Origin of the sequence: Flavobacterium sp. H4147, assembly GCF_029360735.1 — a bacterium.
Lineage (GTDB): Bacteria > Bacteroidota > Bacteroidia > Flavobacteriales > Flavobacteriaceae > Flavobacterium > Flavobacterium endoglycinae.
The window spans coordinates 1,149,022-1,163,259 of sequence record NZ_JARKNB010000002.1 but is presented as its reverse complement, the minus strand read 5'-3'; the positions used below and the strand labels follow the sequence as shown (position 1 = coordinate 1,163,259).

General features: G+C 33.9%; 7 protein-coding genes. All 7 read left to right on the top strand.

Going from position 1 to position 14,238, the window contains the following annotated elements; all coding sequences use genetic code 11:
* Positions 1–11: 11 nt before the first annotated feature.
* Positions 12–461, top strand: a complete 450-nt coding sequence (locus tag P2W75_RS12885; protein ID WP_276380760.1) for a hypothetical protein — start codon at positions 12–14, stop codon at positions 459–461.
* Positions 462–1,061: 600 nt separating this feature from the next.
* Complete coding sequence (asnB, locus tag P2W75_RS12880) at positions 1,062–2,738, top strand: asparagine synthase B (protein WP_207297160.1); 1,677 nt, start codon at positions 1,062–1,064, stop codon at positions 2,736–2,738.
* 303 nt (positions 2,739–3,041) lie between these two features.
* Complete coding sequence (gene asnB, locus P2W75_RS12875; RefSeq protein ID WP_207297159.1) at positions 3,042–4,658, top strand: asparagine synthase B; 1,617 nt, start codon at positions 3,042–3,044, stop codon at positions 4,656–4,658.
* Between the two features lie 258 nt (positions 4,659–4,916).
* A complete protein-coding gene (locus P2W75_RS12870) occupies positions 4,917–7,652 on the top strand; it encodes a pitrilysin family protein (RefSeq protein WP_276380759.1) in 2,736 nt (911 codons plus the stop codon).
* Positions 7,653–7,979: 327 nt separating this feature from the next.
* Positions 7,980–9,920 (top strand): DNA topoisomerase (ATP-hydrolyzing) subunit B, encoded by a 1,941-nt coding sequence (gene gyrB, locus P2W75_RS12865; protein ID WP_207297157.1) that lies wholly within the window; start codon positions 7,980–7,982, stop codon positions 9,918–9,920.
* Positions 9,921–10,032: 112 nt separating this feature from the next.
* Complete coding sequence (gene mdh / locus P2W75_RS12860) at positions 10,033–10,968, top strand: malate dehydrogenase (RefSeq protein WP_276380758.1); 936 nt, start codon at positions 10,033–10,035, stop codon at positions 10,966–10,968.
* 227 nt (positions 10,969–11,195) lie between these two features.
* The gene (gene secDF / locus P2W75_RS12855; RefSeq protein ID WP_276380757.1) at positions 11,196–14,186 is read left to right on the top strand and encodes a protein translocase subunit SecDF; all 2,991 of its coding nucleotides are present in this window, start codon (positions 11,196–11,198) and stop codon (positions 14,184–14,186) included.
* Positions 14,187–14,238 lie beyond the last annotated feature (52 nt).

Genomic DNA, 14,238 nt, shown 5'->3' with positions numbered 1-14,238 from the left:
CTTCAAAAAAAATGACCTTTAAAGAAAAAATATATTCGCATTATACCCAAATGGTTCAAGATAGAATTGATGTTTTTAGAGACATGATTTCTAATTTAACCGAAGATTCTAAAAACGATGCCAAAGGTTCTGCCGGAGACAAACACGAAACAGCTTTGTCGATGATGCATATCGAACAGGAAAAACTCACTAATAAACTCAAAGAATCTATTGCTCAAATAGCAATCTTGGAAAAAATAGATCCGACAAAAATAACAGAAAATATAGTTTTAGGAAGTCTGGTAAAAGCAAACGGAATTTATTTATATGTAAGCGTAGCACTTCCTAAAATTACAATTGACGGAATTAACGTTATTGCACTTTCTCCGCAATCCCCTTTAGGAAATCATTTAATGGGGAATAAAGTTGGTTTTAAGTTTGAAATCAATAAAACGCATTATACAATTGAAAGTGTAGAGTAGTTTTTTCTTCTTTGTCAACTTTGTCAAAGTTTTGTACGTAAGCACCTGTGCACAATCTCGTCATTCTGAGGGACGAGGAATCGCATTAATAATTCCGCTAGGAATGACCCAATATCGTAGCAACGGATTTTAATCCGTTGAATGAAGGACGTAGCATAAAGACCGCACAATATGTTTCGATCCTACGGATCTTTTTTACGGGGCGTTTTTCACAACCGGATTAAAATCCGGCCTTACAATGTTAGGTCGAGCCGATGGCTCTTGTTGTTATGAGTAAGTCTTTTGTCATTGTATAAACTGCAATTTCAGAACAGCTTTCTTTCCTGTCTTTACGAATTTTTCATCTATATCCAAATAACTCAAAATTTATTTCAAAAGAATAGATTAAACTTTAAATTTTAAAGCAGTTCTGCCTCAGAAATTAAAATTTTCAAGTTTAGAGCATATTTTTATATCAAAATTTTACATTTAATATGTAAATTGAATGTTTTGATTTCTAATTGTAATTGATATTGCTGAATGTGTTTTTCAATTGTAACTAATATTTCATCTTTGCCCTATCAAATTAAAATTTAAACTTAAAAATTAAAATATAGAATTATGTGTGGAATTGTATGTGCCTTTGACTTAAAACAAAAAGCAGAGACTTTAAGACCTCAAGTATTAGAAATGTCTAAAATCATTCGTCACCGTGGACCAGACTGGAGCGGAATTTACAGCAATGATAAAGCAATTCTTTCTCACGAGCGTTTGGCAATTGTAGATCCTGCTTCAGGAAAACAGCCTTTATTTACAGAAGATAAAAAACTGGTTTTGGCTGCAAACGGTGAAATTTACAACCACAGAGATTTGCGTAAACAATTTGAAGGAAAATATAACTTTCAAACTGAAAGTGACTGCGAAGTTATTTTGGCTTTATATAAAGAAAAAGGAGTAAACTTTGTTGATGAATTAAACGGAATCTTCGGTTTTGCAATTTATGATGTTGATAAAGACGAATATTTTGTTGCTCGTGACCATATGGGAATTATTCCATTGTATATTGGATGGGATCAAAACGGAACTTTCTATGTAGCTTCTGAATTAAAAGCTCTTGAAGGATATTGTACAAAAATCGAGTTATTTCCTCCAGGACACTATTTATCAAGCAAAGACGGAGAATTTGTACAATGGTATAAAAGAGACTGGACGGAGTATGATGCTGTAAAAGATAACGAAACTAGCATTCCAGAAATCAGAAAAGCGCTTGAAGCAGCAGTTCACAGACAATTAATGAGTGATGTTCCTTACGGAGTTTTACTTTCAGGAGGTTTAGATTCTTCTATTACTTCAGCTGTAGCTAAAAAATTCGCTCAAAAAAGAATTGAATCTGATGATACTACAGATGCTTGGTATCCGCAATTGCACTCTTTCTCAGTTGGTTTAGAAGGTTCTCCAGATTTAGCTGCCGCAAGAAAAGTAGCAGACCATATTGGAACAATCCACCACGAAATCAAATTTACAATCCAAGAAGGTTTAGATGCCGTTCGTGATGTAATTTACAACCTTGAAACGTATGACGTAACTACGGTTAGAGCTTCAACTCCAATGTGGTTAATGGCTAGAGTTATCAAATCTATGGGAATCAAAATGGTTCTTTCAGGAGAAGGAGCAGATGAGTTGTTTGGAGGATATTTATACTTCCACAAAGCGCCAAACGCAAAAGAATTCCACGAAGAAAACGTTCGTAAATTAGGAAAACTTCACATGTACGACTGTTTACGTGCTAATAAAAGTTTAGCGGCTTGGGGAATTGAAGGTCGTGTACCATTTTTAGATAAAGAATTTATGGATGTTGCCATGCGCATCAATCCGCAGGATAAAATGATCAATAAAGAACACCCAATGGAAAAATGGGTGGTTCGTAAAGCTTTCGAAGATATGCTTCCAGAAAGTGTTGCTTGGAGACAAAAAGAGCAATTCTCTGATGGAGTAGGATACAGCTGGATTGATACTTTGAAGGAAGTAGTGGCGAGAGAAGTTTCAGACGAGCAGTTAGCAAACGCGAAATATAAATTCCCTTTACAAACACCAACTTCTAAAGAAGAATATTACTATCGTTCTATCTTCTCAGAGCATTTTCCAAGTGATGCAGCAGCGTTATGCGTACCACAGGAAGCAAGTGTAGCTTGTAGTACAAAAATTGCTTTAGAGTGGGATGAAGCTTTTAAAAACTTAAACGATCCTTCTGGAAGAGCAGTAGCAAGTGTTCACGACGATGCTTACGTAAAAGCATAAACAAAGTTAATTTTTAGAATTAGTATATATTTTCGCGGAAAACGTTCTCAGAATTGAGGACGTTTTTCTTGTCTTAAAATGTTAAATTCTAAAAATCAGCAGGTTGTGAATAAGTTTTCGGCAATTATTTAACTTTCTTTTGATATATTTACATTTATCGATTTACAGTTAAATCGCTGATATTTTAACATTAAAATGTAGGAAAGCAAAAAATAATATTTAGTTTTGCTTTTAGTTGAATTTTTTAATGATTTTTTAATGTTAGACTTGTTTCAATTCATTAAAAAGTAAAAATAAAATAGTATGTCTGGATTATTGGCCGTTATTGGTAAAGGAAAAGATCCGCAGCTTGTAAAAGAGCTTTCGGAAAGAATGTCACATCGAGGTCCCGATGAAAGTGATTTGCATATTATGGAAAATGGCAGTGTTTTATGCCATGAGAGTTTGTCTATTATCGATTTACAATCGGGCAAACAACCTATTCAAGGAACAAATAAAGCTTGGATGGTGCACGACGGAGAAATCTATAATTATCAAGAATTAAAAAATACAATTTTAAAAGAACACACATTCAGAACCAATTCTGATTCAGAAGTAATTGTACATCTGTATGAAGAATTTGGATATGATTTTTGTAATAAACTCGATGGTGATTTTGCTTTCGTAATTATCGATGGCGACAATTACATTGCCGGAAGAGATCCGATAGGAGTTAAACCTTTGTATTATGGTTTAGATGAAAGAGGAAGAATTTATTTTTCTTCAGAAATGAAATCTATAGCAGATCAATGCAAATCGTTTTCAACTTTTCCACCAGGTCATTACTACACAGGAAAAAGCGGTTTTGTAAAATATTACCATCCTGAATACGAAGATCATTTAAAAGCAGATCAGCCATTAGATTTTGAATTAATCCGCCAAAGTTTGATCGAAGCGACACGTAAACGCTTAATGAGTGAAGTTCCTGTAGGGGTAGTATTGTCAGGAGGTTTGGATACCTCATTAATTACATCTGTAGCTTCTAGAATTTTAAAAGAAAGTGGTAAAAAACTGCCTTCTTTTTCAATAGGTTTAGATGCCGATGCGCCTGATAATATTTTCGCGAGAAAAGCAGCCGAATTTTTAGGCACAGATCATCATGAAATACATTTTACTGTAAAAGAAGGAGTAGAAGCCTTAGAAAAAGTTATTTCTGCTATAGAAACCTACGATATCATTTCTGTTCGTTCAGGAGTACCAATGTACTTATTGTCTAAAGCAATCAGCGAAAAAGGAGTAAAAGTAATTCTGTCAGGAGAAGGCGCCGATGAGATTTTTGGGGGGCATTTATATTTTAGAAATGCACCTTCAGCAGAAGAATTTCAGGATGAAACAATCGAAAGAGTCCAAAAACTGTTTACGGCAGATTTACTTCGTGTAGACAAAACGACAATGGCTCACGGAATCGAAGCTAGAACTCCGTTTTTGGATAAAGATTTTCTAGACGTTACCATTCGAATTAAAACTGAAGAAAAACAACCTAAAACATACGATGGAGTAGAAAAGTATATTTTAAGAAAAGCTTTTGATGTTCCTGAAAATCCATATTTACCTGCTGAGGTTTTGTGGAGACAAAAAGAACAATTTTCAGATGGAGTAGGATACAATTGGGTTGATGAATTAATTGAATACTGTTCTTCTCAGGTTACTGATGAGCAGTTAGCAGGAGCTAGTGCAGAATTTCCGTATAACACACCTACAACAAAAGAGGCATATTTGTACCGTTCGATTTTTCATAAATATTATCCTCAAGTCAGTGCAGCACAAACGGTGCGTAAATGGATTCCGAAATGGCAGGAAAATCTTGACCCGAGCGGAAGAGCAAATGCGGCTCACTTGAATGGGAACTTTGAAACTGTAAAATCAGGAATCGCAGTCTAATAAAATACTTTCCAGTTTTAAATTGGAATCAAAACTAAATCCGAAACAATCATTTTTTAATGTAGTTTCGGATTTTCTTTTTTGTAATTATTTTATAGAATTCGCTATATTGTTGAGATAATTGTGGGTTTCTGTGAAAAACATTAAACTTATGTTTGTTTTAAGTATTAAAAGTTAGTTAATAAAAATTAAACGTGTTTAGGAAAAATACTATATTTGATTACCCATGAACAATTACTAAATAATTAAACAAAATCTATGAAAAAGCTTTTATTAAGTGGAGTTTTATGCTGCTCATTACTTTCATTGAGCTCAGTTTATGCCCAAAAAAAATCCGAAACACCAAAGTATATCACAAATGTTGAAGGTGTTAAAGAATATTCTTTAAATAATGGATTAAAAATTCTCTTGATTCCAGATGCTTCACAAAGTAATATGGTTGTCAATATTGTTTACAATGTAGGTTCTCGAAACGAAGGTTATGGAGAAAAAGGAATGGCTCATTTATTAGAACATATGCTTTTTAAAAGTACCAAAAATCTGGGAGATATTAAAAAGATGCTTTCTGATAAAGGAGGAAATGCAAATGGGACCACTTGGTTAGATAGAACAAATTATTATGAAGTTTTTCCTTCAAATGATGAAAATTTAAAATGGAGTATCGAAATGGAAGCAGATAGGATGATTAATGCCACTATTCTGCAAACAGATCTTGATAAAGAATTTTCTGTGGTAAGAAATGAATTTGAAATAGGAGAAAATGACCCTGATAGAATTTTACAGGAAAGGATTGTTTCGGCAGCTTATCTTTGGCATAATTACGGGCGAAGTACTATTGGAAGTAAGGAAGATATTGAAAGAGTAAAGGCGAATACACTTAGGACTTTTTACGAAAAATATTATCAGCCGGATAATGCTACTTTAATAATTGCGGGTAAGTTTGATGAGCAAAAAGCATTGCAGTATGCGGGGCAATATTTTGGAGCAATTCCAAAACCTAAAAGACTCTTAGATAAAACCTATACAATTGAGCCGGCTCAGGACGGAGAGAAATTCGTAGAACTTAAACGAGCAGGTGACAGTAAAAATATTGGAGCTCTCTATCATACCGTTTCTTATGCCGATAAAGATTATGCTGCTGTCGATGCATTAGGCGAAATTTTAACGGCAGATCCATCAGGATATTTGTATAAGTCAATGATAGAAACGCAAAAAGCTTCTAATATCTATTTCTGGCAGCCAACCACAAGAGATGCAAGTTATATTTATTTTGGAGTATCCGTTCCAAATGATAAAGATGTTAAAGCAGTTAATGAAACTTTTAGAGCCGAGCTAGATAAAATAGCAACCACCCAATATACCGATCAGGATGTAAGCCGTGCAAAAGCAAAACTTATAAAATCTATCGATGCCGAAAAAAATAATACCATTTCGTTTGCTATCAACTTAACAGAAATTATTGGCTCCGGTGATTACAGACTTGGTTTTTTATACAGAGACGCAGTTGAAAAATTAACTAAAGAAGATATTCAAAGAGTTGCTGAGAAATATTTCAGATCCAATAACAGAACTGTTGGTATATTCATTCCATCAAAAGATGAAGTGAGAGTAAAGCCTGCTGAATTTACTGATGAACAAATTGTAAGTTTAACTAAAGAATATAAAGGTAAAGCGGTTGAAAAAGAAGCAGCGCCATTTGAAGCATCAATAAAAAATCTAAAACAAAATCTTGTTGAAGGAAAACTAACAAACGGGGCGAAATACGGCTTAATTAAAAAAGAAATTAAAGGCGGTAAAGTTCAAGCAAGTTTTAAATTCCCAGTTAGTAATGAAAAAGAATTAGCTGGTAAAACAGATACAGGAGGTATTCTGGCTCAGTTATTAAAAACAGGAACTAAAACCAGAACCAAAGAACAAATTCAGGATCGATTGGATGAATTAAAATCAAGTATCAATTTTAATTTTTCAAGACAAACTTTGTCAATCAATATTAGTACTTACAAAGAAAGTTTTAAAGAAGTTATGGGTATTTTGGGAGATTTATTAACGAATTCAACTTTCCCTCAAAATGAATTGACTAAAACAATCAACGAGTACAATACGTATTTAGAATCAAGTCTTAATGATCCGCAAGCTGTGGCATTTACAGAAATTGTAAGACAGACAACAAAATATCCAAAAGAAAGCTTTTTTTACACACAGACTATACCAGAACAGATAGATGCTTTTAAAAAGGTAAAACAATCTGAAATTGTTGATTTCTATCAAAATATTTTAGGTGGAAATAATGGAGTAGGAAGTGTTGTTGGAGATTTAGATCCTAAATCTACAGCAGAAATTTTAGAAAATACATTTGGTAAATGGAACTCTAAGGCCAAATATGAAATTGCATTTCCAACGTATTTTGAAACTACAAAATTAGACAAAGAAATTATTACTCCAGACAAAGAAAATGCAGTTGCTGTAGGAAGAATTAGTTTTAAAATGGACAGAAAAAATCCGGATTATCCAGCATTTGTTATGGCCAATGAAATGTTGGGAAGCGGAGGTTTCTTAAGCGCTAGAATTCCTATGAGATTAAGAGAAAAAGAAGGAATCAGTTATGGAGCAGGTTCTTTTACAGATGTGCCAATTAACAATGATACAGCTTCATGGAGTTACTATGCATTTTTAAATCCAACGAAAAAGAATGCTGTTGAAGCCGCAGCAAAAGAAGAAATTGCAAAAGCAATAAAAGACGGATTTACAGCAGAAGAATTAAAAACCAATTTAAAAAGCTGGCAGAATGAAAGAAAAACCAGATTAGGTATAGACAATACTTTAATGGATTTAGTCAATACGAATCTGCAATACGGAGTGCCTTTGGAAGATTATGATGCTTTAGAAGAAAAAGTAAAAGCTTTAAAAGTGGAAGAAGTAAACGCTGTCCTGAAAAAATACCTTTCATTAGATAAAATGAGTTCAATTTATGCAGGCGATTTCAATAAAAAATAAGAAAGTAAAAGTCTAATTTTAAATTCTAAATTCGACTCTAAATAAAGGTTTGAATGTTTTAAAAAAACCGAAATGCATTTTTAAAATGTTATTTCGGTTTTTTTATTGATCTCAGAATTTGAAATTTTCAATCCGAGTTTTTGAAGTTTAGTTTTAGATTTTCTAAAAAATGGAATTTAAAAAATTAGATTTTGAAATTATTTTTTGGTTTTTCAGACAATTGTGTTAATAACTTAAGCGCTTTAAGTCGGAATTTTATGGGTATATAGCCCGCGTTTTTATATATTTGCGTGTTAGACAATAATTATATTTTTTAGAACAGATTATATGAGCGAAGAAATCAAGAAGAACAATTATTCAGCAGATAGTATTCAGGCATTAGAAGGAATGGAGCACGTAAGAATGCGTCCATCGATGTATATTGGAGATGTAGGTGTTCGAGGGCTACACCATTTGGTTTACGAGGTTGTTGATAACTCTATTGATGAGGCAATGGGAGGACATTGTGATGCCATCAGCGTTACAATAAATAAAGACGGTTCTGTTACAGTTGAAGATAACGGACGTGGTATCCCAGTTGATTTACATAAAAAAGAAGGCGTTTCTGCACTTGAAGTTGTAATGACTAAAATTGGTGCCGGAGGTAAATTCGATAAAGATTCATATAAAGTATCGGGAGGTCTTCACGGTGTTGGGGTTTCGGTTGTAAATGCACTTTCTGTACACATGAAATCTACCGTTTTCAGAGAAGGAAAGATTTACGAGCAGGAATACGAAAGAGGAAAATCATTATACCCAGTTAAACAAATTGGAGAAACTGATAAAAGAGGTACACGCCAGACTTTCTTTCCAGATGACACGATTTTCCAGCAAACTATAGAATTCTCTTATGATACTTTGTCAGCTCGTATGCGTGAGCTTTCATTCTTGAATAAAGGAATCACTATTACATTTACAGACCAGAGAGAAGTAGATGAAAAAGGCGAATTCAGAAGTGAAGTATTCCATTCTGATGAAGGTCTTAAAGAATATATCCGTTACTTAGACGGAAACCGTGAGCCAATTATTGGGCATGTTATCAGTATGGATCACGAAAAAGGAGAAATTCCGGTTGAAGTTGCCTTAATTTATAACACAAGTTATACCGAAAATATCTTCTCGTATGTAAACAATATTAATACACACGAAGGAGGAACACATTTGCAGGGTTTTAGAAGTGGTTTAACAAGAACCCTTAAAAAATATGCCGATGCTTCTGGAATGCTTGATAAATTAAAATTCGAAATTTCCGGAGATGATTTCCGTGAAGGATTAACAGCTATTATTTCTGTAAAAGTTGCTGAACCTCAATTCGAAGGACAAACAAAAACCAAACTAGGAAATAGAGAGGTAGTTTCTCCAGTTTCTCAAGCAGTTGGAGAAATGCTTGAAAACTATTTGGAAGAAAATCCAAATGATGCCAGAACAATTATCCAAAAAGTAATTTTAGCAGCTCAAGCACGTCACGCAGCGAAAAAAGCACGTGAAATGGTACAGCGTAAAACTGTTATGGGCGGTGGCGGATTACCTGGAAAATTATCAGACTGCTCTGAGCAAGATCCAGCAAGATGTGAGGTTTACCTTGTCGAAGGGGACTCTGCAGGTGGAACTGCAAAACAAGGACGTGATCGTAACTTCCAAGCCATTCTTCCATTACGTGGTAAGATTTTGAATGTTGAAAAAGCGATGCATCATAAAGTATTCGAAAACGAAGAAATACGTAATATCTTTACTGCTTTAGGAGTAACTGTAGGGACAGCAGAAGACAGTAAAGCGCTTAATATTGAAAAACTAAGATATCATAAGGTAATAATCATGTGTGATGCCGATGTCGATGGTAGTCACATCTCTACCTTAATATTAACATTCTTCTTCCGTTTCATGAAAGAACTTATCGAAGAAGGCCACGTTTATATCGCTGCACCTCCTTTGTACTTAGTTAAAAAAGGAAACAAAAAAGAATATGCATGGAACGATCTTCAGCGTGATCAGGCAAACGAAAGAATGGGAGGAAGCGCCAACATTCAGCGTTATAAAGGTCTTGGAGAGATGAACGCAGAGCAGTTATGGGAAACTACAATGGATCCAAATTTCAGAACGCTTCGTCAGGTAACAATCGAAAGTCTTGCAGAAGCAGATCGTGTTTTCTCTATGTTAATGGGTGACGAAGTACCGCCTCGTAGAGAGTTTATCGAGAAAAATGCAGTTTATGCAAATATTGACGCATAAAATAAAAAATTAATAATTTCAATTCGTTTAATTGTTTAAATTTACTAGACAATTAAACGAATTGTCTTTTTAAAGAATAGACAAATAATTAATAACCGATAAAGTAAAAAATATGAAAGTTACCATTGTAGGAGCAGGAAATGTTGGAGCTACATGTGCCGATGTTATTTCTTATAGAGGAATTGCAAGCGAAGTAGTATTGTTGGATATTAAAGAAGGTTTTGCCGAGGGGAAAGCATTGGATATTATGCAGTGTGCCACAAACACAGGTTTTAATACTAAAGTTTCCGGAGTTACCAACGATTATTCTAAAACTGCCGGAAGTGATGTGGTGGTTATTACATCAGGAATTCCAAGAAAACCAGGAATGACCAGAGAAGAATTAATAGGTATAAATGCAGGAATTGTAAAAACAGTTGCCGAAAATGTCCTAAAATATTCTCCTGATACTATAATTGTAGTAGTTTCCAACCCTATGGATACTATGACGTATTTAGCTTTAAAAGCAACTGGACTTCCAAAAAACAGAATTATAGGTATGGGAGGTGCATTAGACAGCTCTCGTTTTAGAACGTATCTTTCTCTTGCTTTAGATAAACCAGCAAATGATATTTCGGCAATGGTAATTGGAGGGCATGGCGATACAACGATGATTCCGTTAACTCGTCTGGCTTCTTATAACGGTATACCTGTAACCCAGTTTCTATCTGAAGAAGCGCTTCAAAAAGTCGCTGCCGATACCATGGTAGGAGGTGCAACCCTTACAGGTTTATTAGGAACATCAGCTTGGTATGCTCCTGGAGCATCTGTAGCGTACTTGGTAGACAGTATTTTAAACGATCAGAAGAAAATGATTGCCTGCTCTGTTTTTGTAGAAGGAGAGTACGGACAAAATGATATCTGTATTGGAGTACCTTGTATAATAGGTAAAAACGGAGTTGAAGAAATTATTGATATTAAATTAAACGATCAGGAAAAGGCATTATTTGCTAAAAGTGCAGATGCAGTTCGTAGTATGAATGACGCTCTAAAATCGATTTTAGTATAATAAAAACCGAAAAAAAAGAAAAAGGCTGCACTTTTGCAGTCTTTTTTTTGAGATTAATTAATAAATTAATTGGTTAATATTTTCGTTAATTATATATTTGCTCGGTTTAAAAAAAAAATGGTAATTCGTGATCTCGTTTTTTTGTTTTAAAAAATCATGTCAGGGCTTATTTTATCAGGAACTTAAAACAAAAACAAATAATAAAACTTAATTAATTTTTAGTAATAATGCAGAATAAAGGACTTATTAAATTTTTCGCAATTCTATTTGCATTGGTAAGTATTTACCAACTTTCGTTCACTTTTGTGGCAAATGGCGTCAAAAGTGAAGCTAAAGCTTTTGCAGGAGACAATCCTGATAAAGAGCTAAAATATTTAGATTCTATTGGTAAAGAAAAAGTATTAAACCTAGGTTTTACAGACTTCACTTATGATGAAGTTAAAAACAAACAACTTAATAAAGGTCTTGACTTAGAAGGAGGAATCAACGTAATTCTTCAAATTTCTATTAAAGATGTATTAAAAGGTTTAGCTAACAATTCTAAAAATCCAGTATTTAATAAATCGTTAGCAGATGCAAGTGCAAACTTAGAAGGAAATAAGACCTATTTAAATAAATTTTTCGAAGCTTTTGATGCAAACTCAAAAGGAAATGTGAAATTGGCTTCACCTGATATTTTTGCAAACAGAAGTTTACAAGGAGATGGTGGTATCGATTTTCAAATGACTGATGCTCAAGCTCAAAAAGTTATCAAAAGAAAAGTTGACGAGTCTGTTGAAAGTGCTTTTAAAGTATTAAGAGAGCGTATCGATAAATTTGGTGTTACTCAGCCAAACATTCAGAAATTAGGAGAAACAGGAAGAATCTTAGTAGAGCTTCCAGGTGCTAAGGATGTAGATAGAATTAAAAAATTATTGGGAGGTAAAGCTCAATTAGAGTTTTGGGAAACTTTCAAAATTGAAGAAATTGGTAATTTCTTAGTGTCAGCTAACGAAGCTTTAAAGAAAACAGAAGTTAAAAAGACTGAAACTAAAACTGTTGCTAAAGATTCATTAAACGCATTATTAACAGATGCTAAAGATTCTGTTGATACTAAAAAAGGAAACAATCCATTATTTGATAAAATGATCGTTCAAGGTGGCGGACCAGTTTTAGGTTATTTCGCTCCTAAAGATACAGCTGCTGTTAACGATTACTTTAAAAGACCAGAAATTAGAGTTTTATTAGGTGCTGACCAACACTATGCAAAATTTGTATGGAGTAAACCAACAACTATTAAAGATCCTAAATCAAAAGATCCAAAAAGCGCGAAAGATATCGAAGCTGTTGAATTATATGCTTTAAAAGGAAACAGAGATAACAGTCCTGCAATGAGCGGTGGTGTTGTTACTGATGCAAAAGATACTTTTGACCAAATGGGTAAACCTGCAGTTTCTATGCAGATGAACAGCCAAGGAGCTAAAATTTGGGAAGAATTAACAGGAAGAGCATTTGCTCAAAAAAGTTATATTGCTATTGTTTTAGATGATATCGTATATTCTGCTCCAGGTGTAACAAGCGGTCCTATTGCTGGAGGAAGATCTGAAATCACGGGTTCTTTTGATGTTGCTGAAACTAAAGATTTAGCTAACGTATTAAACGCAGGTAAATTACCAGCTTCTGCAGATATTATTCAGTCCACTGTTGTTGGTCCATCTTTAGGGCAGGCAGCTATTGATGCAGGTACAATTTCTTCTGTATTAGGTTTCTTATTAGTTTGCGTTTGGATGGTATTCTATTATGGTAAAGCGGGTTGGTATGCAAACCTTGCTTTATTATTAAACTTACTATTCTTATTCGGAATTATGGCAAGTTTTGGTTTCGTATTAACATTACCTGGTATTGCTGGTATCGTGTTAACGTTAGGTACTGCGGTAGATGCGAACATTATTATATACGAAAGAGCGAAAGAGGAATTACGTGAAGGTAAATCATTGTCTGAAGCAGTTCAAGCTTCTTACGGATGGCACGGTGCAATGCGTTCTATCATCGATGCAAACGTTACTCACGTTTTAACTGGAGCAATCTTATTCATCTTTGGAACAGGACCTATTAAAGGTTTCGCATTAACATTATTAATTGGTATCGTAACTTCATTGTTTACATCAATCTTTATTGCGAGAATCTTTATTGATAGAAATATTGCAGGAAAAGCAGATTTGACTTTCTCTACAAACATTACTAAAAACTGGTTTACAAACTTCCACTTTGATTTCATTAAAATCAAAAAATTCACTTATATCTTCTCTTCTATTGTAACAGTAGTAAGTTTAGTTTCTATCTTCTTCGTTAATGGTTTAGATGAAGGTGTTGATTTTGTTGGAGGAAGAACTTTCCAAGTTAAATTCGAAAAACCAGTTGATGCTACTGCAGTTTCAGATGAGTTATCTACTGCTTTCGGTACTCCGGTTGAAGCTAAAATTTTAGGTGATGACGATCAATTGAAAATCACAACTAAATATAAAATTAAAGAAGACGGTGTAGCTATAGATGAAGAAGTAAATCAAAAATTATACGCTGGATTACAGAAATATTTTCCAAATACTACTTACGATAAATTCATCAACTCGTTTGATGGTAAAAAAGTTGGAGTTTTACAGGCTTCTAAAGTTGGAGCTTCTATTTCTGAAGATATCAAAACTAACTCTTACTGGGCGGTTCTTGGTGCAATGGCGGTTATTTTCTTATACTTAATGGTATCTTTCCGTAAATGGCAGTATTCATTAGGTGCGATTGCAGCAGTTGCTCACGACGTAATCTTCGTATTAGGTATTTACTCATTATGTTACAAATTCATGCCTTTCCACATGGAAATGGATCAGCACTTTATTGCTGCGATTCTTACAGTAATTGGTTACTCTATGAACGATACGGTAATTGTATTTGACAGGGTAAGAGAGTTTATCATCGGAAACCGTAAAGGTAGCTTCGAAGATATCGTAAACGCGTCTATTAATACTACATTATCTAGAACCTTGAATACTTCATTAATGATGATTATCGTATTATTAACGATGTTTATCTTTGGTGGTGAGTCAATTAGAGGATTTATCTTCGCTATGTTAATTGGTATTATTGTAGGTACTTATTCTTCATTATTTATTGCAACTCCAGTATTGGTTGATACAATCTCTGCTGATGAGAAACATACAATCGAAGACAAACACAATAAAGCATAATTAACTGCTTACATTATAGTAAAAGATCCGATGAAAATCGGATCTTTTTTTT

Bases quoted from the DNA above. Each gene is read 5' to 3' on its own strand.
- secDF (WP_276380757.1), top strand. From the start codon at position 11,196: ATGCAGAATAAAGGACTTATTAAATTTTTCGCAATTCTATTTGCATTG.
- mdh (WP_276380758.1), top strand. From the start codon at position 10,033: ATGAAAGTTACCATTGTAGGAGCAGGAAATGTTGGAGCTACATGTGCC.
- asnB (WP_207297159.1), top strand. From the start codon at position 3,042: ATGTCTGGATTATTGGCCGTTATTGGTAAAGGAAAAGATCCGCAGCTT.
- P2W75_RS12885 (WP_276380760.1), top strand. From the start codon at position 12: ATGACCTTTAAAGAAAAAATATATTCGCATTATACCCAAATGGTTCAA.
- P2W75_RS12870 (WP_276380759.1), top strand. From the start codon at position 4,917: ATGAAAAAGCTTTTATTAAGTGGAGTTTTATGCTGCTCATTACTTTCA.
- gyrB (WP_207297157.1), top strand. From the start codon at position 7,980: ATGAGCGAAGAAATCAAGAAGAACAATTATTCAGCAGATAGTATTCAG.
- asnB (WP_207297160.1), top strand. From the start codon at position 1,062: ATGTGTGGAATTGTATGTGCCTTTGACTTAAAACAAAAAGCAGAGACT.